This window comes from Paraburkholderia piptadeniae (assembly GCF_900007165.1).
Classification (GTDB): Bacteria; Pseudomonadota; Gammaproteobacteria; order Burkholderiales; family Burkholderiaceae; genus Paraburkholderia; species Paraburkholderia piptadeniae.
The window spans coordinates 168,144-193,711 of the sequence record NZ_CYGY02000050.1; the positions used below are offsets into that span (position 1 = coordinate 168,144).

Sequence of the window (25,568 nt, forward strand, 5' to 3'; positions counted from 1 at the left end):
CCTTCGATGACTCGGTACGAATCACTCGCCAATACGATGGCGGCGGAAATACGCTCGGGCAGTCTCGCCGTAGGCACGCGGATGCCTTCGTTGCGGCAGGTCATCGCGCAGCATGGCGTCAGTCAGTCCACGGCGTTTCGCGCTTACTATCTATTGGAGGAGTGGGGGCTCATTCGCGCGCAGGAGCGTTCCGGCTATTACGTCGCGCGCGGCGCGGCTGTTCCCGAAAGTCGCGAGGCCACAGCGAAGCGCGTGCTCGCCGAGTCCGCGAAAGTCGATATCAGCGAACTCGTTTTCAGCGTACTCGAAGCAGCAAGGCATCCGGGCGTTGTGCCGCTCGGTTCCGCGTTTCCTTCGCCCATGTTGTTTCCATTGCAGCGTCTTGCGAAGTCGCTCGCACAAACGGCGCGCACGGTGAATCCGTGGAGTACCGTCGTCGATTTGCCGCCTGGCAACGAGGCATTGCGTCAGCAGATAGCGCTGCGTTATCTGGGCATGGGGCTGTCGCAGCGGCTCGATGAAATCGTCGTCACCAATGGCGCGCTAGAAGCGTTGAATCTGTGCCTGATGGCCGTGACCCGTCCTGGCGACGTGGTGGCGGTCGAGTCTCCGGGCTTTTACGCCGCGCTACAGGCGATTGAGCGACTCGATTTGCGGGCCGTCGAAATTCCCGTCGATTCGCAAACCGGCCTCGATCTGGATGCGCTCGAACAGGCGCTCGACAAGCATCCCGTTCGCGCGTGCTGGTTCATGACGAACTACCAAAACCCGACAGGCGCGACGATGCCGCTCGAAAAGAAAAAGGCGCTAGTGGAGCTGCTCGCGCGACACGAGGTGCCGTTGATCGAAGACGACGTGTATGGCGAACTGCATTTTCAGGCGGATTATCCGTTGCCCGCGATTGCGTTCGATCGAAAAGGTCTTGTCATGCATTGCAGTTCTTTCTCGAAGACACTTGCGCCTGGGTATCGAATTGGCTGGGCCGCCGCGGGAAAATTCGCGGAGAAAGTACAGCGCGCCAAGCTGATGACGACGCTTTCGGCGAGCATTCCCGTGCAGGCGGGTATCGCCGATTATCTTCAACATGGCGGGTACGACCGGCATTTGCGTAAATTACGTGCGGCATTGCGCGCGCAGCTCGACGCGATGAATGTGGCGTTACGACGTTACATGCCGAAGGACGTGAAATGGACGTGTCCGTCGGGCGGCTATTTCGTATGGCTCGAATTGCCCGAAACGATCGACGCGTTGACGCTGCACCGACACGCGATCGAGCAGGGCGTGAGCATCGCGCCGGGGCCTATTTTCTCGGCGGCACGCAGCTTCCGGCATTGCGTGCGCATCAATTTCGGGCATCCGTGGAATGCGGATATCGACCGTGCCGTCCGTGTACTCGGCGAACTCGTTACACAGGCAGTGAAATGAGTAGAGCGCGCCTCATTAACAGACTCGGCGATGGATTCGTCCAGAGCCTCTCACGCGTTCACTGGCGCGGAAGTTCAAGGCGTGATCACTGCTGAGTTGCCAATACTGCCGCGCTGCTGAAGCCGCTTGACATCATCTCCAGTAGACCCGGCTTCTTCCCTTGAGAACGGACAACGATGAGTCGTTTTCGGAAAAGTTGACTTGAGATCGCGCGCTCCAGGTAAGGCTTGCTGGCAACCGTCTTCGCGAAGTGCTTCAGGTACACTCGTTGCGCGCCTTCAGGGCACTCATTTTCGCGGGAGGTGAACGATGGGTACAATCAATCGGCAAAGGCGCGGAACGGGTGGAGCAGGTAGAGACGAAGCCGCGCGGGATCGAAACGCAGTAGCACTGCATCCCGCGCGGCTTCCAGAAGGCTTTCCTTTTAGACCTTGACGGAGGAAGCCTCGTAAATCTCATCGATGGCTTCCGCGAGCTTTGCATTGAACTCGTCGTCGCTCATCTGCTTCTTCAGGTCGTTGATCAACGCACGCGAGAAGCTCGCGATCATGCCGTGATTGTGCGCGAGCTTCTTGCACGCGTCCGTGCGCGTATAGCCGCCCGAAAGCGCGACGACTCGTGCGACACGCGGATGATCGATCAGCGGCTTGTAGAAGTCGGCGACGTCGGGAATGGTCAGCTTGAGCATCACCTGCTTGCCGGCAGGCAGTGCATCGAGGCCCTTGCTGATTTCATCGCGCAGCGCCTTTTCCGCGCCCGCCTTGTCTGGCGCCTTGATCGACACTTCGGGCTCGAGAATCGGCATGAGTCCGCACGCGTCGATTTGCGCGCCGTATTCGAATTGCTGCTTGACGATGGCGGCAATACCCGACGGCGAATTCTGCTCGATTACCGAGCGCATCTTGGTGCCGAAAATGCCGACCTTGCGCGCACGGTCAAGCAACGTATCGAGCCCGGGGATCGGCTTCATCAGGCGCACGCCATCCTTTTCTGCTTCGAGTCCCTTATCGACTTTCAGAAACGGCACGACGCCGCGGTCTTCCCAGAGAAACGACGGCACGGGTTTGCCTTGAGCCTGCCCGTCCATCGTGGCCTCGAACAGAATGGCCGCGATGATTTTTTCGCCGGTGAAGGCGGGGGAGGTGATGATGCGCACACGCATTTCATGGATCAGCTTGAACATTTCCGCGTCGCCGTTGTAAGCGTCGTCGGGAATGCCATACTGCCGCAGCGCGCCCGGGGTCGAGCCGCCGCTCTGGTCGAGCGCGGCAATGAAGCCGTCCTTTTCAGAAATTTGCGTCAACATTTTGTTTGCCACGGACGTTCCCTCCTTGAACCACTGATTTGTGGACCATTCGTTTCCGACTCGATAAGTGTACGGCATTGCAGCGCGCACTCCTATATCGTGCAGATCGGGTCAATTGAACACATAAGCGAGGAATGTTCCAGGCACAATGTGTCAGAAAACGCGCGATCCGGCGGTGTGATTGATAACACTCGATCTGATCCCGTTCCGAATAGCGGCGGTAAGATCGACAAGCCGGTCTCTGCCATCGGTGGACGGCAAAGAAAGTACTTCCTTCATTCGGGGCGCGCGGACCTCGCGCGAATAGCAATGAAAACGCTGGTGCGAGTGATCGCGACTGTGGCATGTATGGCGGCTGCGCTCGGACTCTTGTTCGTTCCGTTGCCGCGCGCTTTTCATCTTTCGACGCGCATTGTGACTGTTGAGCGCATCGCGCGGCCCAGCACGGCTGTTTTCGACTATGTAACGACGCCTGCGCACTGGCCGGCATGGCATCCGTCGTCGCTGTCGGTCACGGGCGCAACGGATCATTCGCTGGCCGTCGGCGAGCAGACGACGGAGGAGTTTCGCGTCGCGGGACGCAGTGGGCGCGTCGTATGGACGGTCGTCGAGCGCAACCGGCCGGACAGGTGGACGATCGACGGCACGATCGACGGCCGACCCGCAGGCACGGTCAGCTACACGCTGACACCCGATGGAAATGGCACAAACGGCACGAATGGCACACGGTTCGAGCGCACCTTCATCTACCATTCGCCGACGCTCTGGTTCGCGTTGCTGAATGCGGCGCTACTGCGCGCGAAGATCCAGGCGGAATCGGACGAAGCCGTCGAGCGGCTCAAGAATGTACTTGAACAGCAAGCGGGGCAGCACGAGTAGCACGCGTTCAAGCGGGATCGACGGAACTCATTCTTCTTGAGGCGCTTTCCGCCGCAATGCAAGCGCGACGCCGCTCAATGTCAGCGCCATCGCTATTGCTTCCTTCCAGCCGAGCGGTTCGCCGAGCGCGAGTGCCGCGGCGACGATCCCCATGATGGGGACCAGCAGCATGCCGATCGATGCGATCTGCGGCGGCAGATGCCGCAGCGTCGCGAACCACGCGAGGTAGCAGACGCCCATCGGCACGAGCGTCATGTAGATCATCACGGCCCAGCCGTCCACGTGCAGCGACGCGTAAGCGGGGCGCTCGATCAGCAGGCCGGCGACGATCATCGGTGCGCAGCCGAGTCCCACTTGCCACGCAACGAGGCTGATCGGCGCGACGGGTATCGGCGTGCGCGCAATGACGGTCCCGAGCGCGAACAGGACGGCCGCGAGCAGCGCGAAGGCAATGCCCGCTACCTTGCCGGCATCGAACGCGACGCCGCGTCCACCGAGCAGCACGACAACGCCCGCAAGTCCGAGCAGCAACGCGAGAAACTCCATTGCGGATGGCCTGCGCGAAAGGATCGGCCAAGCAAGCAACATTGCCCAGATCGGCATCGTGTAGACGAGCAGCGCGCCCTCGCTGACGCTGAGCCACTTCATTGACAGCGTGGAGAAACCCATCCATGCAAAGACATTTGTGCAAGCCGCGAGAATCAATCGCGGTATGTATCGACGCGGCACACGCGGCGCTTCGCCTGCGCACACCGCGACAATGCCGAGAAGGACCGACGCCGTCACGCCCGCGATGCCGCGCGAAAAGAGCGGCGGCCATTCGCGCAGCAGAACTTTCATTGCAGGCCAGTTGAGGGCCCATCCCGTTGCGGTGATGAGCAGATAGAAGAGCCCTGTCCAGCGTGGATGCTTCATCGAGCGATTCGTATGAGTTCTTTTTAGAGCCTCGATCATACGAGGTTCCGCGATGACATGGATTTTTCTGCTGCGTGCGATGTGACATATGACGCAAACGATTGCGTTGTATCCTTGACGACGCTGTAGCGCGCAGTGCCGATTCATTTGCGTGCAATCTTTCGTCAGACAGAAAACCGCGCGAACCACGCGGTGCAACTGTAGATGCGATCCTCTGTCTGACAGCAGGGAACAGTCCCGCAGTAGCCGTTCAAAATGGGCACATTCCGGACGTTTTCTTTGTTGTGAAAACGTCTCGCAAGGTACTCGCAGGCGTTGGCGCCAGGTTCCCGCGACCCTTAATCCACGGCTGTCGCTCGCATTGGGCGCTATCAAACGTTTGCGGCGGGTGTGTGTCAAGGGTTGTTCCGAACTGATCGATGCCGAACGGAGTGAGATAGTTTCAATGCGGGATGATCGGGGCATGGTTTCATGAAAGCAACACGAAATACGGTTAGATCGCAGTTCATGAGAGGCTGAAAATGGAACAGTCCGTACGCAACTTCGCGCTTTCGACTAACGGCCAGTCCGTGACTTTCGATATCGTCGTGCAAAAGCGTGCGATCGGATGTTCGATCACGCGCGATGCGCTCGAACAGCATTTCTGGCTGGAACGTGGCGCGGACGAATTGCACCTCACGAAGGCATTCGGCAACGGTCAGCGCCGCATAGCAGCCGTGGCCGAACGCAAGGCGCTCGCGAAGGGCTCGACGCACGTGTTGATTACCGCGGACGATTTCGAATACCGCTAGACGCCGCCTGGCGTCCATTGCGCGCCGGCGCTGCCCGGCATGCTGTTACGCGCGGCTCGCGGCCGCGCGGGGTACCTCGCAAGCCTGCTACACATCGTTTTCCGTTCTGCCCATCCTTGCGTCGTCGCGTGTCGCGCGCTTCTCGAAGACCGCTCCAAAGCAATGCGGACACCATTTCCGCTCGCCGCGATAGATTGCCGGCTGCTCGTACTGCCCAGAAGTTAGTGATCCTTCTTAGTCTGGGGTTTTTCTTCTTCGATCTAGACCTTTTGTACAGTGGCGACGTCGCGCCCGGCCTGATGAAAAGCAACATCCTCTTGCCGTCGATGCATGGACTATTCGGAACTGGCGCCACGAGCTTTAGTGCTGCATTATTCGCGGGCCTGTCTATCGGCACACTGGCGTGCGGATTTCTGGCGGACACGTTCCGACGTCGTTCGGTCTTTACCCGGTCGCTGCCTTGGGATGTTTGCAGCGAGCGTCGTCATGCAGGCGGATTGAATTTGTAGCGCATCGTTCGTGGAGCCATTTTCGGCAATCTTTACCGCATCCTGATTTTCGGCGGGTTTGCATAACTTTGGAGCAACGGCTAAATGAGGCCGAAAACCACAGGCGTCGAGCTGGAATAAACTTCCTGTTAGCAGCGGTATTCCAGCGAGCGTGTTGTCGTGGTGAGACACGCACTTGCATCACGGCGCTAAGGGTTTATACTAGGAACTGTCTCCTCCATGTCTCCTCTTGATATGGATTCGGCCCACCACCTGGTGGGCCTTTCTTTTTGTCCCTTCTTTTCCGATCAGCTCTCCGGCTGCCGACTGCTACGAGCGTGGCTCTTCAGCCTTTCGCAGAGGCGTGATCGTGTAACGAGCGGCGGTCAGACTATTCAGCAGCGAATTCTCGCCGAAGAAATGAACTGCACCGATTGCGATCAGGATCAGTTCTTTGCCATGAAATTGGCCAAAGCTTTCTAGGGAGGCGGCAAAGGTCTTCGTGCCCGTGTAGCCGACGTGACGGTCTGCAGCGCCTAGCGAACGACTGTCGTGAGAGTCGCGATGCGTTGCCAGGCGTTCAAGTTGCGCGACGTCCGAAACCAGCCAGGCGTTCTGACGCTATCCCAGTCTCGATGACAACTGCCACGTCGCCTGAATCAGCGGTGTGACATAGGGACGAGCATCCTTTTGCGCGGCAAAGCAGACGCCCATCGCAGCCAGCGGTTCCCCGCGCCGGTTGAGCACGGGCGCAGCCAGACTGTAGGTGTCCGGGGCGGTGGCGGATCGCGTCAACGCGTAACCGATGCGCTTGATTTCAGCGAGATCGCGTAACCAGTCATCGAGAGTGATCGCGTGCGAAAGCGCATGCGCGCGGCCGTCGATGAACTCTTCCCAATAGTGCTTCTGGATGTACTCGGGCCGCATGCTCATCATCGCCTTTCCAGCCGCATCCTGATGCAGCGGATGGGACATGCCGACATACACGCCGAAGGTTTCGGCAAACGGCCACGTAACATGCGCGACAACGAGAGCATGGGAACCCGCAAGGACGGTCAGGTTGACGGCTTCATGCAACTCGTTCTTCAGTACGTCGGCCGTCGAATGAAACAGGGATACGATGGGTTGCTGGAAATACGCAGCCGAGGCCATTTGAAACAGCTTTGCGCCGACGCAGTAAGACTTCTTGCGCTGCAGGTCACGCACGACAAGCTCGCGGCGCAGCAACGTGCCGATGATCCGATGACAACTCGCGACGGGCATGCTCACCCGGTCCGCAATCTCCGAGAGGGAAAGCGGATAGGTGGATTGAATGAGTGCCTCTAGTATGTCCAGTGCGCCGTCTACAGCAGGCGCTTTGGATTTGTCTTCCGGCAGCGGATCGATCGCGTTCATTGGCGCTTATTGTATCGGCTTTCAGTTGAGGGCGAAAATCGGGGAAGCATGCATAAGGCGCCCGTCAGAACGAGTGGCGCATCCCGATTCTCACATCCTGTTGCGATGAATGTCGGATCGAAAGCGGGCGGAACAACCGTCACGCTTGCACGTCGGCGACGCGTGCCGCGCCTCGCGACTCGGTTGTACCTTGATGCGTCAGGAAGAGTTGCGCGGCTCGTTCGGCGACCATCATCGTGGGCGCATTGATATTGCCCGACGTGATGTTCGGAAAGATGGATGCATCCACGATTCGCAATCGCGCGATGCCGTGTACCTGCAACTCGCTGTTCACAACCGATGTGCGTGTGTCGGAGCCCATCGCGCACGAGCCGCACAGGTGATAGATCGATCCGCTCTGCTCGCGGAAAAACTGCAGCATGCTTGCATCGTCCGTGACGGTTTCTGCGGGCCTGACTTCTGCTCTAGTCACTTCGAGCAGGCCCGCCGTCGCTGCAAGACGCCGTATGAGCTTGCTGCCCGCGATCGCTTCCGCCTGGTCGTGTTCTGTCGAGAGGTAGTTCGGATCGATTCGCGGAGGCACATGAATGTCGGGGCTGCTCAGTTGTACGCTGCCTCTGCTAGTGGGGCGGCACGGCGCAAAGAACATCGTATAGCCCGAGTAGGGTTCCACCTTCGGCATTCCGCCCGACTCCGGCAAGACATACGACAAAGGGTTGAAGTAGAGCTGCATGTTCGGATGAGGCTCTGCTTCACTCGTCCGGAAAAATCCCCCGGCTTTGACAGTTGTGGCGAAGATCCCTTCGCGACGCAACAGATACTTCAGCATTGCGGCAGCCTGCTGCGGCCAGGTTCGCACTTCGTCATTCACTGTCGGGCGCGTCGCCTCGAAGTAATACGAAGCGCACAGATGGTCCTGCAAATTGCGCCCGACAGCGGGTGCATCGTGCACGACGGGAATCTGGTGCTGCTGAAGAAGCGTCGCGTCGCCGACGCCTGAGCATTGCAACAGCCTGGGCGTTTCCACGGCGCCAGCCGACAGGATCACTTCGCGATTCACACGGAATTCATGGCGATGACCGCGTATCAGCACACTGACGCCCACGGCCGTTCTGTTCCCGTCGAATAGCACGCGCTCGACGAGCGCACCCGTCTCGACGACCAGGTTCGGCCTCTTCATGGCCTGCCGCAGGTAGGCCGCGCACGACGAATCGCGCTGACCGTCGCGCGTATTGATGTCGTACACGCCCGCGCCCTCGAAGCGCGCGCCGTTGAAGTCATCGTTTCGCGGGAAGCCAAGCTCGTCGCATGCGCGGAAAAAGTTCTCGCAGATCGGATGCACGGCGTCGCGCGTAACGCGGATTTTCCCGCCACTGCTGTGCCATTCGGTGTCACCTAGCGGGTGCGACTCGATGCGTTTGAACCAGGGCAGCACATCGTCGTAAGACCAACCCGCGTTGCCCTGAGCGGCCCAGTCGTCGAAATCGCGGCGCTGCCCGCGGACATAGATCATCGCGTTGATCGAGCCCGAACCGCCAAGGACCTTGCCGCGTGGCGTATAGACGCGCTGGTTCGCCAGTTCCGCCTGTGGCGTCGTGTGATATCGCCAGTTGTAGCGCGGATGGTAAAACAGCTTCGCGAAGCCAAGCGGCATGCGAATCCAGAACGAGTCGTCGGCATCGCCTGCTTCGAGCAGCAACACGCGGAAATCGCCGGATTCGCTCAGCCGGTCCGCGAGTATGCACCCGGCGGAACCCGCGCCGACGATGATGAAATCAAAAGAGCTTGCATCCATTCTGGTCGCCTGCTGGTTTGCTATTGCTGGTCTACGGCGTAGCGATTTCGCCAGCTTTCCGAGAATCCCGCCTTCACGTCGAACGGTTGGCTCGATACGGTCAGATGGAGACGCCGGCTCGTGTAGGGCGTGTGCGCGTTGACGACATCCATGTCGAGCTCGACGCCAAGGCCCGGTTCGGTCGGCGCAATGATGTAGCCGTCCTCCCAGCGAATCGGCTTCTTCAGGATCTGCGCATGGAAACCCTCCCATCGCATGATGCTTTCCTGAATGAGGAAATTCGGCGACGCCACGCCCAACTGGATACTGGCGGCTGCGCCAATCGGACCGTTGTAGAGGTGAGGCGCAATTTGCGCGTAGTAGACCTCGGCCATGCTGGCAATCTTCTTCGCTTCGAGAATGCCGCCGACACGCCCAAGGTTCATTTGCAGAATCGATGCCGAGTTGTTTCGAAGCAGATCGAAGAACTCATACTTGGTCGTCAACCGTTCGCCCGCTGCAACGGGAATTCCGGTTTTCTGCGCGACGCGCGCCATCGCTTCCGACTGTCCTGGCGGGACGGGCTCTTCGAACCACAGCGGGTCATAGGGCTCGATATGTCGTGCGAGTCGAATGGCAGCCGACGGCGTCATCTGGCCGTGCGTGCCGAAGATCAGATCGCACTGGTTGCCGACGGCCTCGCGAAGGCGCCGGCAAAACGTCGCCGACAACTCCATCAGGTCCAGACTGAGCTGATGCCCGCAATATGCCGTATAAGGACCTGCCGGATCGAACTTGATCGCCGTAAAGCCTTGCTTTACGTATTCCACTGCGCATTTGACCGAGAGGTCGACGTCTTCGTAATCGTGCGAGTACTCGCCGTCGGCTGTCTTCGGATACAGGTAGGTGTAGGAGCGTAGCCGCTCATTCACCTTCCCGCCGATCAATTGATACACGGGCTGATTCGCGGCCTTGCCGATAATGTCCCAGCACGCCATTTCGAGGCCGCTCACGATGCCCATCATCGAAAGGTCGGGGCGCTGCGTGAAGCCGCTGGAATACGCCTCGCGATAGAAACGTTCGACATGGTGCGGGTCATGATTTTCGAGGTATCGCTGATACACATCGGCGATAGCGGCCTTCATCACGTCCGGATGGAAAGTGGCCGCATACACTTCACCTACGCCCTCTATGCCGCAAGCCGTCTTCAGTTTGACGAAGATCCAGTAGCGTCCGCCGATATAGGGCGGCGGCACGGCGACGACATAGGTTTCAAGAGAAGTTATCTTCATTCAGACCTCTTTGCGATGATGATTCGACGAGAGCGTGCTGCACGCTATTACAAGAAATTCATTGGCCCGGGAAGCGGTAATGCACGGTGCGCTTCTTGAATACGAGCACCAGTACGCTGCCGGCCAGGCAACACACTCCGATGTAGACGAAATAGATCTGTGTTCCGAGTGCGCCCGGATAGCGATGTGAAATAGCCGACGTGAGCATCGGCAGATAGATGTCGGGAGAGAGGCCGACCATCGAAATGATGCCGACTGCCAGTCCCGTGACGCGCGCCGGCACGTCGCATCGGTCGATGATGGCCCAGTAGAGTCCATGCACCGAATAGGTCATCAGCCCGAGCACGACGATGCAAGCGGCGAGGAGCCACATGGGCACCGTCGAGGGCACGAGCACGAAGAGCATCCATGCAACGGAGGCCGCAAGCATGCCGAAGCCCAGAACATTGACGTTCGTATAGCGATCGCCGAGGAAGCCGCCGCCGATTGCTCCGATCGGTCGCATCCACAGCTTGATTACGGTGAGTTCGCCCGCAAGCACGGCGGAAGCGGCGAAGTGCTGCTGGATGTAGCTGGAAAAATAGAACGTTGCCCACAACAGCTGATAACCCGCCAGCACGATCAGACTGATGAGCCAGATCTCCGGAATGCGCGCCAGCATCAGGAAATCACGCAATACGGAGGGGCGAGCCGACGTGTTCAAGGCGGAGCGTCGCTCATCGCTCCCGTCATTGGGCAGAAAGAGTGCCGACAACGCGGCGATCGCGAGACAAACTCCGGCGTACATGTGGATCACCGGACGCAGCGACACTTGCGGCGCATCGTTTGCGTAATGCGCGAAGATTGCAATGGCCAACGATGCGAGGATGGCCTCAGTCAATCCGCGTCCGCCATCGAGAATGCCGAAGAACCTTCCTTGCTCGTGCTGGTTCGCCAGCAGCTTGACGGCCCGCAACATCGCGGACCAGAACGTCAGGCCGCCCGCGATGCCCCATCCGAAGAAGATGCATTTCATCGCCGCGAAGCCGGGATAGGTGGCGAACCAGAAACCGAGCAGGCCGACGACGCTCAGCGAGAATACAACCAGCCAGCGCGAACTGATCCGGTCGGCAAGCCAGCCGCTCGGAATATACGTGACCACGTAAATGATCCCGAGGAGCGTATAACACTCGCCCAACTGGTCGACATTGATGCCGAATGCGTTCAGGATCGTGACTTCGAAGTTCTGCCGCAAATAGAGCAACGGGTACAGCGCGCCCGCGGCCAACGTCAGCAGGCCGAGCTGAAGGTAGCGGACAAGCGCGCCGGATGACGCCGCATCGACGGCGACTGCGTTCTGTTGTGATTCCGGGGATGCTGCCATGATGTCTCCTTTGTTACCGTCTTCATGGTTGATGCATGGGGCTTGCGGCAAGCTGAATGCATTGGCGCGATCGCGAAGAGTCTATGGAGCTCTTTTGTGTGTGCGTCGCTCAATACGTTTAGATATCCAAATTAAAACAGATGTATCGATGTTCCTTTCGATAGAAGTTGGGGGAGTGTCCAGTCCTCCTCTTCGCGAGCAGGACCGGTTCTTTGAAGCTAGTACGGCATTACGACGAGGCGTGTCTGCGTAAATGCCAGCATGCCGTGCTGTCCGTCGTCACCGCCGATGCCCGAGCGTTTCCAGCCCGCGTGATGTCCCTGATAAGGATCATCCGGCACGCGGTTGACATAGCATTCGCCCGCTTCGATTTCATTGGCGACGCGCATGATCGTCCCGTGGTTCTGGCTATAGATCATCGATGCGAGACCGAACTGATGATCGTTTGCCATCGCCAGCGCTTCGTCGAGTGTTTTGTGAACGACGACGGCGAGCACAGGCCCGAACGTCTCTTCCTGGACAATCTCCATGTCCTGGCGGCAGCCAGTCAGCAGCGTGGGCGGGTAGAAAAAACCCTTGCCCGATGGGATCACGCCTCCGCATTCGAGCACGGCGCCATCGTCGATCGCGCGCGCGACCATCTGGTGGATATGCAGGCGGGCGTTGTCATGAATCAGCGGGCCCATCCAGTCGTGGTTCTTGCTGCGATCGCCCCATTGGCGCTCGCGCATCCGGTTCCGCAGCAGATCGATGAATCGCGACGCAACGGCTTCGTTGACATACACACGCTCGACTGCAGTGCAAAGCTGACCGCAATTCGTCGTCTTGGAGCGCACGATATCGTCGGCTGCCTTTTCGAGGTCGGCATCCGGTTCGATGATGGCAGGTGTCTGGCCGCCAAGCTCGAGCGCAACTTTCGCGATATTCACCTGCGAATATTCGAGCACCTTGCGGCCCGCGCCGACACTGCCTGTCAGCGTGATCATCCCAATGGCCGGGTGCGTGCAGATCTGCTCGGCCACCTGATGATTCATCGCAAGGATGTTGATGACGCCTGGCGGCACATCGGCTTCCTGCACCGCGCGGGCGATCTCGAGCGCGGAGCAGGGCGTATAGCTGCTCGGCCGGACTATCACGGTATTCCCGGTGATCAACGCGGGAGCAAGCTTGCGCAACAGCGTGTAGACGGGCGAATTGAACGGAACGAGGCAGACGACGACGCCGATGGGCTCGCGATAGAGCAGCAGATTCTCGCTTGCGTTGTCGCTTGGAATGACTTCGCCTGTGATCCGGCGCGCCCACTCGGCGTGATAGCGGGTTACTTCGGCCGCATAGAGCACTTCCGATCGCGCATGCTGCGGGCTTTTTCCGGACTCGAGCGCGAGTGCGCGGCCGATATCATCCGCGCGCGCGACGAGCGCGTCTGCAAGGCGATGGAGTACTTTGCCGCGTTCTATTGCAGGAAGACGTCGCCATTTCTTTTGCGCTGCGGCGGCACAGCGTACGGCTTCGTCGGCATCGTACGGATTCGCGCTGTCGACTGTGGCGACAATATCTTCTGTCGCCGGATTGACCACCTCCAGCAACGTTGCCCCGTCCGAAGTCTTGAATTGGTTATCGATAAAGTTGCGATAGTGGCGCACGCGTGTCTCCGTGAATGTCTATGTCGGCGTGGTCGGTGTTGTTGGCGGACTATAAAATCCAATCCGTCCGCGGTCAATGATTTCTAAATAAAGAATTTGTTTTTTATATATGGAAAAATAGTCAATCATCGAAGTCACGTTAGCGGTTTGAACGTGTTGGTGGAGAAACGATTCCACATTCGACGTGCGGCGCGCGGGCGTCACGTCGGAAGGGACTTCGCGCTCGTCTCTTTGAAAGACAGATTCGATTTCTGAAAAGCAAATGGCCGGTGCGTTACACACCGGCCATTTTCATTTCACCAAGATGCTCAGGCGTTCGTCACGCTTCGAGTGCGAGCGTCGCAAAAGTGGCGAGCCAATGCTCGCCCATATAGTCGCCGGCGACATGCTGCAACGCGCTTTCCAGATGTATGTCAGCGGCTTCGAACAGCACTGCGCGACGCGGATCGTCATTCGACAGCGCGCGCGCAAGCGATCGCTGGCACCACGCGCGGCTCAGATTCAATCCGTCCAGATGCGCAATCTTGCCGTCGCTGCGGTCGGTGACGGTGGCGGGCACGAACAGGGTTGCGGGTTGCCGCTGTGCAAGATCGGGCAAAAAGCGCGTGAACCACCCGTCGAACTCGGCGGGGGGCAAGGCGCGCCGCATCAACTCCGCTTCCATCAGCGAAGGCGACAGGAACTCGTCGCCGGACGGCTCCCACGCCTGGCAACCTGCGTCGTTCAGATACCAGCGCTTCGCCGTTTCGACGATCAGCGTTGCAAGCGAATCGCGTTGCGTGCGATGCGCGAATTCGAGCGTGAGCGCCAGTGCAAAAGCCGTGTTGAAATGCGTGCCGACGCGCAGCGGATAAGTCGCCTTCGGCAAGAACTCTTCGAAGCGTTCGACGAATGCATCCGTTAGCGGCTCGATCGTCTTCGACCAGCGTTCGGCTTGTGGCAGCTTCAGCGATGCGGCATGACCCGACAGCGCAAGCAGCCATGCCCAGCCATACGGCCGCTCGAAACCTTGGTTATGCGGCAGATCGAGATAGGCACGCTCACCCGTGACCTTCTCTTCAGTGAAGTGCTCGTCGACGACGGCAATGATGTGCGGCGCCTCGGGCAACTCGGGGAAGCGTTCGAGCAGATGCAGGAGCAACCAGTAGCCATGCACGCACGAATGCCAGTCATAGCTGCCATAGAAGATGGGATGCAACGCGCGCGGACCTTGCACGTCTTGCGGACGGGCGAGCGAGTGCGTGAGCTTGTTCGGATACTCGCGGGTCAGATGAGCAAGCGCGAGACCAGCGAATTTCGATGCGATTTCAGATGTGAGCACGGCATTCATCGACGCCTCGTCATAACGGACATAGGGGTTACGGTAAGCCTTCAATCCGTTTGCTCGGGCATGCACGGGCCGAACATCGTGTTGAAGGCAAGGAGCACATTCTGCCCCTATCGCCCCCTTCCTGTCATGTGTGAAGCGCGTTGCCGGCGCGTGGGCTGAGTACCGTTACGAAAGCGCCAATTGACGGGCGGTTGCGTCGATGGCTTTTTTCGCCTTCGATACGAGCTCGTCGATCTCGCTCTTCGTGATGACGAGTGGCGGCGAGAGCAGCATGCGGTCGCCCGTTGCGCGCATGATCAGATTGCCGTTGAAGCAGAAGTCGCGGCAGATCATGCCGACGTCGCCGCCGTTTTCGAAGCGCTTCCTGGTCTTCGGGTTCTGCGCGAGTTGAATGCCCGCGACGAGACCCACGCCCGCCACTTCGCCGACGATGGGGTGATTCGCGAATGTCTCGCGCAGCGACTTTTGAAAGTACGGACCCGTTTCGTACTTCACTCGCTCGACAATCTTTTCGTCGCGCAGCAGTTTCAGATTCGCGACGGCAACGGCAGCGGCCACGGGATGCCCCGAATACGTGAGGCCGTGATTGAATTCGCCGTTCTCGATGATCGCCTTGGCGATGCGATCATGCAGGCCGACAGCGCCCATCGGCACATAACCGCTCGTCAAGCCCTTGGCCATCGTGATCAGATCGGGCTCGAAGCCGAAATGCAGATGCGCGAACCATTCGCCCGTCCGGCCAAAGCCGCCGATCACTTCATCCGCGACGAGCAGCACGTCGTACTTGCGGCAGATGCGCTGGATTTCAGGCCAATACGTCGATGGCGGGAATATGACGCCGCCAGCTCCCTGGAACGGCTCGCCGATAAATGCCGCGACACTCTCCCGTCCCAGTTCGAGAATTTTCGTTTCGAGTTGTCGTGCGCGTTCGAAACCGAATTCTTCCGGCGTCATGTCGCCACCTTCGCCGAACCAGTATGGCTGGTCGATATGCACGATGTGCTCGACCTGCGACGGCATCTGCTCATGCATATAGCCCATGCCGCCGAGCGTGCCGCCCGCGATCGTCGAGCCGTGATAGCCGTTCTTGCGCGAGATGACGAACTTCTTCTGCTTCTGGCCTTGCGTCGCCCAGTATTGGTGGACGATGCGCAGCACCGTGTCGTTGCCTTCCGAGCCGCTGTTGCAATAGAAGAAGTGATTGAACGGCGCGGGCGTCAGTTCGGCGAGCAGCGCCGACAACTCGATCACGGGAGGATGCGTGGTCTTGAAGAACGTGTTGTAGAAGGGCAGTTCCAGCAACTGCCGATAGGCCGCGTCCGCGAGTTCCTTGCGACCATAGCCGACGTTCACGCACCACAGTCCCGCCATGCCGTCGATGATCTTGTTGCCGTCCGAGTCCCATAGATAGACGCCTTCGGCCTTCACGATCACGCGGCTGCCTGCGCGATTCAATGCGCCCATATCCGAGAACGGATGAATGTGATGCGCGGCGTCGAGCGCGCGGTATTCCGCCGTGCTGCGCTGCTGTCGCGATGCGCTGGCCTTTGCAGTCGGCTGAGCAGGTTGCACGTAAGTGATTTCTTCTGTTCTGTAGCTCATGTTGCCTCCAGTTGTCTTGCGCTTGCACGTTGCATTCCGGGTACTTAAAAGAGTCGAAGCTCAGACGTGCAGCAGCAAATGCTTGCGTTCCCATGAACTGATCACGCGGAAAAACGCCTCATATTCGGTTTCCTTCAGCGCGAGATACGCCCTGACGAAAGGCTCGCCCATGATCTCGGCGAGCGGCTCGCATGCGGCCATCAGCGTGAGCCCTTCTTCGAGATTGCGAGGCAACTGATACGGCAATTGATATCCGTCGCTCGTGAGCGGTTCCGTCGGCGTCAGGCACTGTGTGATGCCGAGATAGCCGGCGGCGAGCGTGCCGGCAATCGCGAGATACGGATTGCAGTCGACACCCGGAATGCGATTCTCGATACGGCGTGCTTGTGGACTCGAATGCGGAATGCGGAATCCGACCGTGCGGTTGTCGTAACCCCATTGCACGTTGATCGGCGCGGCCATGAAGCGCGATAGCCGGCGATACGAGTTGATGTACGGCGCGAAGATCGGCATCAGCGCGGGCGTGTACTTCTGCAGTCCCGCGAGGTACTGGTTGAACAGCGCGGTCGGCTTGCCGTCGCTGCCGGTGAAAAGGTTCTGGCCCGTCTCTTCATCGACGATGCTTTGATGCACGTGCATCGCCGAGCCGGGTTCGCCTTCCATCGGCTTCGCCATGAAAGTGGCGTACATGTGATGACGCAGCGCCGCTTCGCGCACGGTGCGCTTGAAGAGAAACACGCGGTCAGCGAGGTTGAGCGGGTCGCCATGCAGGAAGTTGATCTCCATTTGCGCGGCACCCACTTCGTGAATCAGCGTGTCGACTTCCAGTTCCTGAATGTCGCAGTACTCGTAGATGTCTTCGAAAAGCGGATCGAACTCGTTCACGGCTTCGATCGAATAAGCCTGGCGTCCCGTCTCGGCGCGCCCCGTGCGCCCGACGGGAGGCTGCAAAGGCAGGTCGGGGTCCTTGTTCATGTCGACCAGATAGAACTCCAGCTCCGGCGCGACGACGGGCTTCCAGCCTCTGGCCTTGTAGAGATCGAGCACGCGGCGCAGTACGCGACGCGGCGAGATCGCGACGGGCGTGCCGTCGAAATGCACGCAGTCGTGAATCACCTGCGCCGTGGGATCGACGGCCCACGGAATGATGCGGATCGTCGAAGGATCGGGCACGCACACCATGTCGGGATCGGTGACGCCCGTGAGCGAGCCGTCGTCCGGATACTCGCCCGTCACGGTCTGGATCATCACGGCCTGGGGCAGCCGCATCGATTCACCCAATTCGAACTTGCTGCGCGGAATGATCTTGCCGCGCGCAATGCCCGCCATGTCGGGAATGATCGCTTCGATTTCGGTGATGTGATGCTTCTTCAGAAATTCATCAATGTCTTGCATGATCGTTCTCTCTGTTTTGTTGCTCGAGACGGGGATCAGGCGTGCGCGCTTGCAGCCGATCCCGTCTTCATACGCATCCGCTCGCGGCACGCTGCGCCAAACGCACGGAAGATCGCTGTCGATAGCGCGTCGTTCGCATGCTTCCATTCCGGATGCCATTGCACACCCAGCGCGAAAGCACGCGCATTGGCGACGCTGATCGCTTCGATCAAACCGTCCGGCGCGTGGGCTTCGACAGTGAGGCCGTTGCCGAGCCGCTCGACGCCTTGTCCGTGCAATGAATTGACGCGCGCTTCGCTTGCGCCGCCGGCGAGCTTCTGCAACAGCCCGCCTTGCACGAGATGCAGCGCATGCGAGGGCCCGTACTGCACGTCGAGGTCGTCTTCCTTGTTCTCGCGATGGTCGTCGTAGCCGTCCACCGTGTGAACGCTTTGATGCAACGTCCCGCCGAATACGACATTCATTTCCTGAAAGCCACGGCAAATCGCGAGAACGGGGATGCCCGCGTCAATGGCGGCGCGCATTAGCGGCAGCGTCGTCGCGTCGCGTGCGGGGTCGTGCAGCGTGCCGGGCGCGCTCGCATGACCGCCGTAGCGACGCGGCTCGACGTTCGAATAGCTGCCCGTAAACAGCAGGCCGTCGACGTGCGCGAGCACATCTTCGGGCGTCTGGCGTTCGCCTAGCGCGGGCAGCAAAACTGCCAGCGCGTGCGCGCCGTCGACCACGGCTGCGATGTACTTCTCGCCGACCACATGTGACGGATGCACGCCCCTCATCGTTCTGTCGGCGCTGATGCCGACCAATGGCTTCGTTTGCATGACTAATCGTATTCGTTGATTGACTTCGCTAACGCGACACGCGTTGCCAAATGCGACTGTGTATGTGGCTGCGTGCGCGCGGCACGATTTCGCGGCCGTGCGCAATGCAAAGCCGCTTCAAGGGTGTTTGTTTGTCACGGTCGTCAGCGAACCGCGCCGCGCGTTGCGATCAGATAAGCTGTCCGGTTTGCTCCGCAGCGAGCAACTGCGGGCGTGCAAGGGTGCGTGCACGGTGCAGGAACGAGCGCGAGCGAAGACGCAGCGCATTGACGCGCGCGAAGCATTGACCCACGAGCGGGCCCGACAGCGGAAGAGGGAAAGACGCTAGGGCAAGAGCGATGCGACACCGTCGGTGTGCACCGCGATGAAGGCACGCGCTGAAATGGAGTTATGACGTCGGACGGAACGGCGCGACAGGATCGTGGAGACGGACAGAAAGCGGCGAAACGCATGCCTGCCGTTGCTGCCGTCGGCGATGGCGTTGTCGTCGCGAAGACACCTCGCGAACTGACTACGATCCCACCTTACCAAAGGGCCACGGACTCTCACGATGACACTCGACTGGCACGTTGAAGTATTGAACGCCCCGCTTGAAAAACGCGCCAATAAAAAGAAAACGGGACGCCGGGTTGTCATTCAAAATACATTCTTTATCGCTTTGACGCCGCTCGAATTGCTCAGCGCATTGGATTACCGAACGAAAGAAGCTCAACCTGTCGTCAGCATATACGAGTCGTAATTTCCGGAAAAGTCTTTTCGTTAATTTATGCGGGCTTACCCTGAGCTATCTTTGGCATTCAAGTCCGCATTTGAATGCGGCAGGTATAGAGAAGCTTCGATTTTTTGCAGGGTTTTCCCCGGCGGCAGTCAATTTAAAGTGACTAGTATATTCAATACACGTGTGTGCTATTCGAACCGCTGTTCTCGCATAGTTCTCGCTCATCGAACAGAACCGTGAGTCCTTCTGTCGGCACATTGAAGAAACTGTGCGCATGTGTTCCGATGAGCGTTGCGGAATTCTTCACATTTGAAATCTCAGCGAAGTGCGCAGCCGTCTCACGCTGCGCAAAGATGCTGAACCTCGGCGAACTCGCAAGGCTGGCGCTTTGCGTCACTTGTATGACATTGAGGCATCCTGATGGACAAGACGACATTGGCTTATTGGCAGGGAAATGCAACGGCACTTGCAATCGAAGGCCGTGCGTTTATCGACGGCGAGTATCGGCCGGCTGAGAGCGGGCGTACGTTCGACAGTGTGAGCCCCATCGACGGAACGGTACTCGCTCAGGTCGCCGATTGCGGCGAAGCCGACGTGAATGCGGCCGTAAGGGCCGCGCGGCGCGCGTTCGAAGCAGGAGTGTGGTCCGGTCTCAATCCGCGTCAGCGTAAGGCGAAGCTGCTCAATTGGGCTGCGCTGATGCGTGAACATCTCGACGAGCTTGCGTTGCTCGAAACGCTGGATGCAGGCAAGCCGATCGGCGACACGACCTCCGTCGATGTGCCGGGTGCCGCGTATTGCGTCGAGTGGTTTGCGGAAGCAATCGACAAGGTGGGCGGCGAAGTGGTGCCCGCGGATCATCATCTCGTCGGACTGGTGACACGCGAGCCGCTGGGTGTCGTCGCAGCCGTCGTGCCATGGAATTTCCCGATCCTGATGGCTTCGTGGAAGTTCGGACCCGCGCTCGCGGCGGGCAACAGCGTCGTGCTGAAGCCATCGGAGAAGTCGCCGTTATCGGCGATTCGCGTCGCGCAACTCGCGCTCGAAGCGGGCATTCCTGCTGGCGTATTCAACGTGGTGCCGGGCGGTGGAGAGGCGGGCAAACTGCTCGCGTTGCATCGCGATGTCGATTGCCTCGCGTTCACCGGCTCGACGAATGTCGGCAAGCTGATCATGCAATACGCGGGGCAATCGAATCTGAAGCGCGTATGGCTGGAACTGGGCGGCAAATCGCCGAACATCGTGCTGCCCGATTGCCCGGACCTCGACCGCGCCGCAAAGACGGCGGCGGGCGCGATCTTCTACAACATGGGCGAGATGTGCACGGCGGGTTCACGGCTGCTCGTGCATCGCGACATCAAGGACGTGTTTCTCGACAAGCTCGTCGATGCAGCGCGCGGTTATATACCGGGCAATCCGCTCGATCCGAAAACATCGATGGGTGCGATCGTCGATCAGCTTCAACTGGATCGCGTGCTCGGCTATATCGAAGCGGGGCGCGCCGAAGCGAAGCTGCTGCACGGCGGTTCGCGAGTGCAGCAGGAAAGCGGCGGCTTCTATATCGAGCCGACTGTTTTCGACGTATCGCAACACGACGCGAAGATCGCGCGCGAAGAGATCTTCGGGCCGGTGCTGTCGGTAATTACGTTCGATTCGATCGACGAAGCCGTAAAGATCGCGAACGACAGCGACTACGGCCTCGCCGCAGCCGTGTGGACCGCAAACCTGACGACGGCGCATGAAGTCGCACGGCGTTTGCGCGCGGGCACCGTCTGGGTCAACTGCTATGACGAGGGCGGCGACATGAACTTCCCGTTCGGCGGCTACAGGCAATCGGGCAACGGCCGTGACAAGTCGCTGCACGCGCTCGAAAAGTATACGGAGTTGAAGTCGACGCTCGTGCGTCTGCGTTGAGTGACGGACTGGGCGCGCCGGCGCACTGCACAACTGTCGAGCCGGGCGCAGGCGCGCTCATGATGCGCTGCGCCGGGGCATCGGCATGCCTTGCTCGCGGCACTCGACAGGGCAGTCGGCCTTCAGGCACGGCTTGTCGTCGCAGAAGCGGCAGAGTTGCATCGCGTGCGATGCGTCGCGTGTTTCGTTCCAGAGTATCTTGATCAGCAGGTCTTCGAAGACGGCGCGCTCATCGTCGCCGAGCCGTCCGACGATGCGCTCCAGCAGGCGTCCGCGCGCCGTGCGCAATCGGCCGGCTTCGCGACGCCCCGAAGGCGTCAAAGCCAACGCGACCGAGCGCTTGTCGTTGCCCGCCTTTTTTTCGACGAGGCCCGCGTCGACCAGCCCGGCGACTGCGCGCACGGCGGCGGGGTGCGAAAGCGCGACGGCTTCGCGCAGCACTTCGATCGACGAATCGGGATACTGGCCGATCGCATTCAGCGTCGCGCGTGCCGTCGGTCCGGCGAGCGCAGGCAGCGTGGATGGCGAGCTCAGATCGTCGTTCACCAGAACGGCGAGCACGCCGAGCAGGTTTGCCGTGCGCTGAACCATGACGCCACCTCGATGTGTGCAATGTGCATATGTGCATGATGCACATATCGGCGCGCGGATTCAATGCGAATCCAGCTGACCCTTTTTTGCGTTTTTCAGTGAATTGCGCGGAAATATCCAGTAACGGATTCGTAACTCACCGACGGGTCGCTTCGACTATTGTTCTTATGTTGGACTCTGGATTTACATACTGGCGTGTCGACGAAGATGAACAGAACACAGATCACGAGAAAGCTTGCCGTGCCGGCGCTCGTCGTCGGGACGATGCTCGCGTTGGGCGGTTGCGCCGTTGTGCCGCCCAGCGGGCCGAGCGTGGTCGCGCTGCCGCGCAAGGGCGAGCCGCTCGAGCAGTTCCAGCAGGACGATTACGCGTGCCGGGACTACGCGTTCCGCAGCACGGATGCGAACGGCGCGTCGCAGGCGGCGACGCATAATTCCGTGAATAGTGCGGCCGTCGGCACGCTCGGGGGCGCAGCCGTCGGCGCGCTGTTCGGCGCGGCGGCGGGCAATGCGGGCGCGGGCGCGGCGATCGGCGCGGGCAGTGGCTTGCTGCTCGGCGGCGCGACGGGTGCGAATAGCGCGTCGTATTCGGCGTACGGTTTGCAGGCGCACTACGACGCCGCCTACGCGCAGTGCATGGTGGCGAAGGGCAATACGATCGCGCAACCGCCCGCGCCCGCGTATTACTCGGCGCCGCCTGTCTATTACGCGCCGCGTCCTTACTACTACTATGGCCCGCCGGGTGTCGTGTACTCACCGTACCCCTACTACTGATCGAGCGTGAGCGAAAGACGCGAGCGTCGTTACGGCGCTCGCGTTTTTGTCTGGACATGTGCAGCGCGCACATATCCGCGCAGTTTCTTGCTGCGCGATGAAAGCGATGAACGCCCGTCAGTCCGGCGCGTACTTGAACTCGGGCAACGCCTCCAGCGACGACTTCGTCGCGTCCGGCATCATGACCTGCTTGCTGTTGATCTGCAGATCGCTGAACGGCACGGCGACATAGTGCTTGCCCATCCCGAGAAAGCCGCCCACTGAAAGTATCGCGAACGCAGTGTGATCGGACGGCGAGACGACCAGATCGTCGATGATGCCGATCTTGTCCTTGTCGCGGTTATAGACAGTCGCGCCCGAGAGCTTCGATGCGAAAACCGGTGCCCGTCTGCGTGACCTCGGTGTGGCGCCCGGTGATCGACTGCTGCGCGCCTTGCGCGAGCGCCGATGTCGAGACGAGCGCGGCCAGCAGGCTTGCGAGGCCGATCCGGCATGTTCGATTGAATGCGTGCTGCACGATGGTCCTCCCTGTCGACCATGGTTGGCGCCATTGGCGCGCGCTGCTCTCATCCCTGCGCGATGATTGCTCTCGTTCGATGTTTTTGATGAACGACGCCCGACCTACGGCTTGTCGTCTTCGTAATCTGGGTTGACGTCGGGATCGAGTGGCGGAGCGTCGGGGTCCTGCGGCGGACCGACGTTGGGCAGGTCGGTCTCGACAGTCCCGGGTGAGGGCAAGTCGGACTGATCGTGGCGGATCGGGGCGCCGCCTTGGCCTGGCTTCGTGGGCATGGCCGGTCCTCCTTGGGTTCATTGCTGGCATAGGTGTTGCCAGCAAGTAACGCTCCCGGCCGCGCGAGCGCGATCTACGCGTTCTCGCTGTTTTTCGCGGCGACGGTCGCCGTCTCGCGTGGTTTCGCCAGCTTTTGGGCGGCCTCGGCTTCCGCGAGCCGGCGCGCTGCTTCGCTCACTTCCTGGCGGAACTGGACGAGCGCGCTGAGCGATGCATCGGGCGGTTGCAGCGCTGTCCACAGCACGTCGATCAGGCGGTCCGCCGTCGCATCGATATCGGTGCGGCGATTGCCGAGCGCCGCGTCCCACAACACATGCTCCATCGGGCCGAACACCAGCGAGCGCAACAGGCGCAGCGGCACGTCCGAACGGATCTGGCCGGTTTGCTGGCCTTGAGAAAGCACGCGCATCAGCGGCGCGGTGTAGCGCCTCTGCAGGCCCGTCAGTTCTTCGCTGAGCTCGTGCTGGCGCGTGCGCCCCTCGGACAGCACGAGCGCGCACAAGCCGGTCCCGTTGACCAGCATCAGCCGCAAATGCGTGCGGACGATGAACGCGAACTGCTGGCGGATGCTGCCGTCGCGCGGCAAGCCCGACTCGATGGCCTCGATGATCTCGTCGTACCAGTCGCCGATCACGCGCGCGCACAGTTCGCGTTTGCCGCGAAAGTAGCTGAACACGGTGGCCTCGGAAATGCCGAGCCGTTGCGCGATTTCCGCCGTGGTCGCGCGCTCGTAACCCTTTTCGGAGAACACGTCGCGGCCCGCCTGAAGAATTTCCTTCACGCGCTGCTGCGATTTGCGTCCCGCCGGCTGGCGGCGCGATCCCGGCACTTCGGCCCTTGCTACGCCCATTATATGAGTCCAGTTCAGATTTCGGGGCAGGAAAGCCCCGCTGTGGCCGATACTACCACGGTAATTAGCGGTTCGGCGCGTGCCTAACGGTTTTGAGTGACACTCAAAAATACCGATTGACGCTTACGTAAATCTGGAGTGAAATGCGGTCTATGCTGTCGCGCGCCGGTGGTGCCGGACTCATCGGCCGTCAAACCGGCGGCGCGGGGCCGACGAACTGGCTGAGCTTCGCTCAGAAAAAATGCTTGATGCGACGCGGCGCGTACCCTGCGCGTGGTCCGCGCACGATGAACTCCTGGAGACACACAAATGAGTAACCTGCCCGGTTTGCAGTTCCCGCTTGGTGAAGAGATCGAGATGCTGCGCGACACCGTCGCGTCGTTTGCGGCGAAGGAGATCGCGCCGCGCGCAGGCGAAATCGACCGCACCGATCAGTTCCCGATGGACCTGTGGAAGAAGTTCGGCGACCTGGGCGTGCTGGGCATGACCGTCTCTGAAGAGTACGGCGGTGCGAACATGGGCTACACGGCGCACATGGTCGCGATGGAAGAGATTTCGCGGGCCTCGGCATCGGTGGGTCTTTCGTATGGCGCGCATTCGAACCTGTGCGTGAACCAGATCCACCGCAACGGCAGCGAGGCGCAGAAGCAGAAGTACCTGCCGAAGCTGGTGTCGGGCGAACACGTCGGCGCGCTCGCGATGAGCGAGCCGAATGCGGGCTCCGATGTCGTCAGCATGAAGCTGCGCGCGGAGAAAAAGGGCGACCGCTATGTGCTGAACGGCACGAAGATGTGGATCACGAACGGCCCGGATTGCGACACGCTCGTCGTCTATGCGAAGACCGATATCGAAGCCGGTCCGCGCGGCATCACCGCGTTCATCGTCGAGAAAGGCATGAAGGGCTTTTCCGTTGCGCAGAAACTCGACAAGCTCGGCATGCGCGGCTCGCACACAGGCGAGCTGGTGTTCGAGAACGTCGAAGTGCCGGAAGAGAACATCCTCGGCGAACTGAACGGCGGCGTGAAGGTGCTGATGAGCGGCCTCGACTACGAGCGCGCGGTGCTCGCGGGCGGCCCGACGGGCATCATGATGGCGGTGATGGACGCCGTCGTGCCGTATATCCACGACCGCAAGCAGTTCGGCCAGTCGATCGGCGAATTCCAGCTGATCCAGGGCAAGGTCGCCGATCTGTACACCACATTGCAGGCGTGCCGCGCGTATCTGTACGCGGTCGGCCGCCAGCTCGACACGATCGGCTCGGGCCATGTGCGCCAGGTGCGCAAGGACTGCGCGGGCGTCATTCTCTACACGGCGGAAAAGGCCACGTGGATGGCGGGCGAAGCGATCCAGATTCTCGGTGGCAATGGCTACATCAACGAGTACCCGGTGGGCCGTCTGTGGCGCGATGCGAAGCTCTATGAAATCGGCGCGGGCACGAGCGAAATCCGCCGCATGCTGATCGGCCGCGAACTGTTCGCGGAAACGATGTAAAGCACGCGCATCGAAAAGGAG

Annotated in this window: 23 protein-coding genes and 3 pseudogenes; 10 read left to right on the top strand and 16 right to left on the bottom strand. The window is 60.2% G+C overall.

The features are described 5' to 3' along the window. The first annotated feature begins 6 nt into the window (after nt 1-6). Nucleotides 7-1,425 (top strand): aminotransferase-like domain-containing protein, encoded by a 1,419-nt coding sequence (locus BN2476_RS25995; protein WP_087737025.1) that lies wholly within the window; start codon nt 7-9, stop codon nt 1,423-1,425. Between the two features lie 424 nt (nt 1,426-1,849). On the opposite strand, the gene BN2476_RS26000 is transcribed toward BN2476_RS25995, so the two are convergent. Beyond that, a complete protein-coding gene (locus tag BN2476_RS26000) occupies nt 1,850-2,743 on the bottom strand; it encodes a fructose bisphosphate aldolase (protein WP_087737026.1) in 894 nt (297 codons plus the stop codon). Nucleotides 2,744-3,040: 297 nt separating this feature from the next. Between BN2476_RS26000 and BN2476_RS26005 the strand changes: the two genes are divergently transcribed. After that, a complete protein-coding gene (locus tag BN2476_RS26005) occupies nt 3,041-3,610 on the top strand; it encodes an SRPBCC family protein (protein ID WP_087737027.1) in 570 nt (189 codons plus the stop codon). Nucleotides 3,611-3,637: 27 nt separating this feature from the next. Here the strand turns inward: BN2476_RS26005 and BN2476_RS26010 are convergent, their stop codons facing one another. After that, nucleotides 3,638-4,525, bottom strand: a complete 888-nt coding sequence (locus BN2476_RS26010; protein WP_087737028.1) for a DMT family transporter — start codon at nt 4,523-4,525, stop codon at nt 3,638-3,640. 521 nt (nt 4,526-5,046) lie between these two features. On the opposite strand from BN2476_RS26010, the gene BN2476_RS26015 reads away from it, so the two are divergent. The 3 genes and pseudogenes from BN2476_RS26015 to BN2476_RS26025 all read left to right on the top strand — a co-directional run bounded on the left by BN2476_RS26015 (nt 5,047) and on the right by BN2476_RS26025 (nt 6,287). Next, complete coding sequence (locus BN2476_RS26015; protein ID WP_087737029.1) at nt 5,047-5,316, top strand: DUF1488 family protein; 270 nt, start codon at nt 5,047-5,049, stop codon at nt 5,314-5,316. 116 nt (nt 5,317-5,432) lie between these two features. Continuing rightward, nucleotides 5,433-5,780: pseudogene (locus tag BN2476_RS48435) on the top strand (MFS transporter); the annotation flags it as partial. A gap of 264 nt (nt 5,781-6,044) precedes the next feature. Then, nucleotides 6,045-6,287, top strand: a complete 243-nt coding sequence (locus tag BN2476_RS26025) for a hypothetical protein (RefSeq protein ID WP_143811044.1) — start codon at nt 6,045-6,047, stop codon at nt 6,285-6,287. Between the two features lie 138 nt (nt 6,288-6,425). Here the strand turns inward: BN2476_RS26025 and BN2476_RS26030 are convergent, their stop codons facing one another. The 10 genes from BN2476_RS26030 to BN2476_RS48440 all read right to left on the bottom strand — a co-directional run bounded on the left by BN2476_RS26030 (nt 6,426) and on the right by BN2476_RS48440 (nt 18,947). Next, entirely contained in the window at nt 6,426-7,199 is a 774-nt protein-coding gene (locus BN2476_RS26030; protein WP_087737031.1) for an IclR family transcriptional regulator, read from the bottom strand. Between the two features lie 139 nt (nt 7,200-7,338). Further along, nucleotides 7,339-8,994: a GMC family oxidoreductase gene (locus tag BN2476_RS26035; protein ID WP_087737032.1), complete on the bottom strand. Its 1,656-nt coding sequence runs from the start codon at nt 8,992-8,994 to the stop codon at nt 7,339-7,341. A 20-nt stretch (nt 8,995-9,014) separates the two neighbouring features. Continuing rightward, a complete protein-coding gene (locus tag BN2476_RS26040; protein ID WP_087737033.1) occupies nt 9,015-10,265 on the bottom strand; it encodes a mandelate racemase/muconate lactonizing enzyme family protein in 1,251 nt (416 codons plus the stop codon). A 58-nt stretch (nt 10,266-10,323) separates the two neighbouring features. Then, the gene (locus BN2476_RS26045; protein WP_087737034.1) at nt 10,324-11,628 is read right to left on the bottom strand and encodes an MFS transporter; all 1,305 of its coding nucleotides are present in this window, start codon (nt 11,626-11,628) and stop codon (nt 10,324-10,326) included. Between the two features lie 218 nt (nt 11,629-11,846). Beyond that, nucleotides 11,847-13,271 carry an aldehyde dehydrogenase gene (gene aldA, locus BN2476_RS26050; RefSeq protein WP_087737035.1) on the bottom strand — a complete coding sequence of 475 codons (1,425 nt, stop codon included), beginning with the start codon at nt 13,269-13,271 and terminating at the stop codon, nt 11,847-11,849. A gap of 319 nt (nt 13,272-13,590) precedes the next feature. Next, on the bottom strand, nt 13,591-14,601 hold the full coding sequence (locus BN2476_RS26055) for a DUF2891 domain-containing protein (protein ID WP_087737036.1): 1,011 nt from the start codon (nt 14,599-14,601) through the stop codon (nt 13,591-13,593). 165 nt (nt 14,602-14,766) lie between these two features. Continuing rightward, complete coding sequence (locus tag BN2476_RS26060; RefSeq protein WP_087737037.1) at nt 14,767-16,203, bottom strand: aspartate aminotransferase family protein; 1,437 nt, start codon at nt 16,201-16,203, stop codon at nt 14,767-14,769. A 60-nt stretch (nt 16,204-16,263) separates the two neighbouring features. Then, entirely contained in the window at nt 16,264-17,598 is a 1,335-nt protein-coding gene (locus BN2476_RS26065; RefSeq protein WP_087737088.1) for a glutamine synthetase family protein, read from the bottom strand. A gap of 35 nt (nt 17,599-17,633) precedes the next feature. Further along, a complete protein-coding gene (locus BN2476_RS26070; protein ID WP_087737038.1) occupies nt 17,634-18,416 on the bottom strand; it encodes a gamma-glutamyl-gamma-aminobutyrate hydrolase family protein in 783 nt (260 codons plus the stop codon). Between the two features lie 324 nt (nt 18,417-18,740). Next, nucleotides 18,741-18,947, bottom strand: a complete 207-nt coding sequence (locus BN2476_RS48440; protein WP_087737040.1) for a hypothetical protein — start codon at nt 18,945-18,947, stop codon at nt 18,741-18,743. A gap of 19 nt (nt 18,948-18,966) precedes the next feature. On the opposite strand from BN2476_RS48440, the gene BN2476_RS45710 reads away from it, so the two are divergent. The 3 genes and pseudogenes from BN2476_RS45710 (at nt 18,967) to BN2476_RS26090 (ending at nt 21,048) form a co-directional block, all read left to right on the top strand. Further along, nucleotides 18,967-19,155, top strand: coding sequence for a hypothetical protein (locus tag BN2476_RS45710; protein ID WP_143811045.1), 189 nt, complete (start codon nt 18,967-18,969; stop codon nt 19,153-19,155). A gap of 196 nt (nt 19,156-19,351) precedes the next feature. Next, nucleotides 19,352-19,502, top strand: a pseudogene (locus BN2476_RS49970) (XRE family transcriptional regulator); the annotation flags it as partial. A gap of 52 nt (nt 19,503-19,554) precedes the next feature. Next, nucleotides 19,555-21,048, top strand: coding sequence for an aldehyde dehydrogenase (locus BN2476_RS26090; protein WP_087737042.1), 1,494 nt, complete (start codon nt 19,555-19,557; stop codon nt 21,046-21,048). A 57-nt stretch (nt 21,049-21,105) separates the two neighbouring features. On the opposite strand, the gene BN2476_RS26095 is transcribed toward BN2476_RS26090, so the two are convergent. Continuing rightward, nucleotides 21,106-21,639, bottom strand: a complete 534-nt coding sequence (locus tag BN2476_RS26095; protein ID WP_087737043.1) for a MarR family winged helix-turn-helix transcriptional regulator — start codon at nt 21,637-21,639, stop codon at nt 21,106-21,108. A gap of 207 nt (nt 21,640-21,846) precedes the next feature. Between BN2476_RS26095 and BN2476_RS26100 the strand changes: the two genes are divergently transcribed. After that, on the top strand, nt 21,847-22,413 hold the full coding sequence (locus BN2476_RS26100; RefSeq protein WP_087737089.1) for a glycine zipper family protein: 567 nt from the start codon (nt 21,847-21,849) through the stop codon (nt 22,411-22,413). A 117-nt stretch (nt 22,414-22,530) separates the two neighbouring features. On the opposite strand, the pseudogene BN2476_RS26105 reads toward BN2476_RS26100, so the two are convergent. From BN2476_RS26105 to BN2476_RS26110, 3 genes and pseudogenes are all read right to left on the bottom strand, one after another. Then, nucleotides 22,531-22,930 (bottom strand): annotated as a pseudogene (locus BN2476_RS26105) (PRC-barrel domain-containing protein). A 104-nt stretch (nt 22,931-23,034) separates the two neighbouring features. Next, nucleotides 23,035-23,205, bottom strand: a complete 171-nt coding sequence (locus BN2476_RS47275; protein ID WP_162849265.1) for a hypothetical protein — start codon at nt 23,203-23,205, stop codon at nt 23,035-23,037. A 74-nt stretch (nt 23,206-23,279) separates the two neighbouring features. Continuing rightward, nucleotides 23,280-24,056, bottom strand: coding sequence for a TetR/AcrR family transcriptional regulator (locus BN2476_RS26110; protein WP_087737044.1), 777 nt, complete (start codon nt 24,054-24,056; stop codon nt 23,280-23,282). A gap of 309 nt (nt 24,057-24,365) precedes the next feature. On the opposite strand from BN2476_RS26110, the gene BN2476_RS26115 reads away from it, so the two are divergent. After that, complete coding sequence (locus tag BN2476_RS26115) at nt 24,366-25,547, top strand: isovaleryl-CoA dehydrogenase (protein ID WP_087737045.1); 1,182 nt, start codon at nt 24,366-24,368, stop codon at nt 25,545-25,547. Nucleotides 25,548-25,568: the final 21 nt, after the last annotated feature.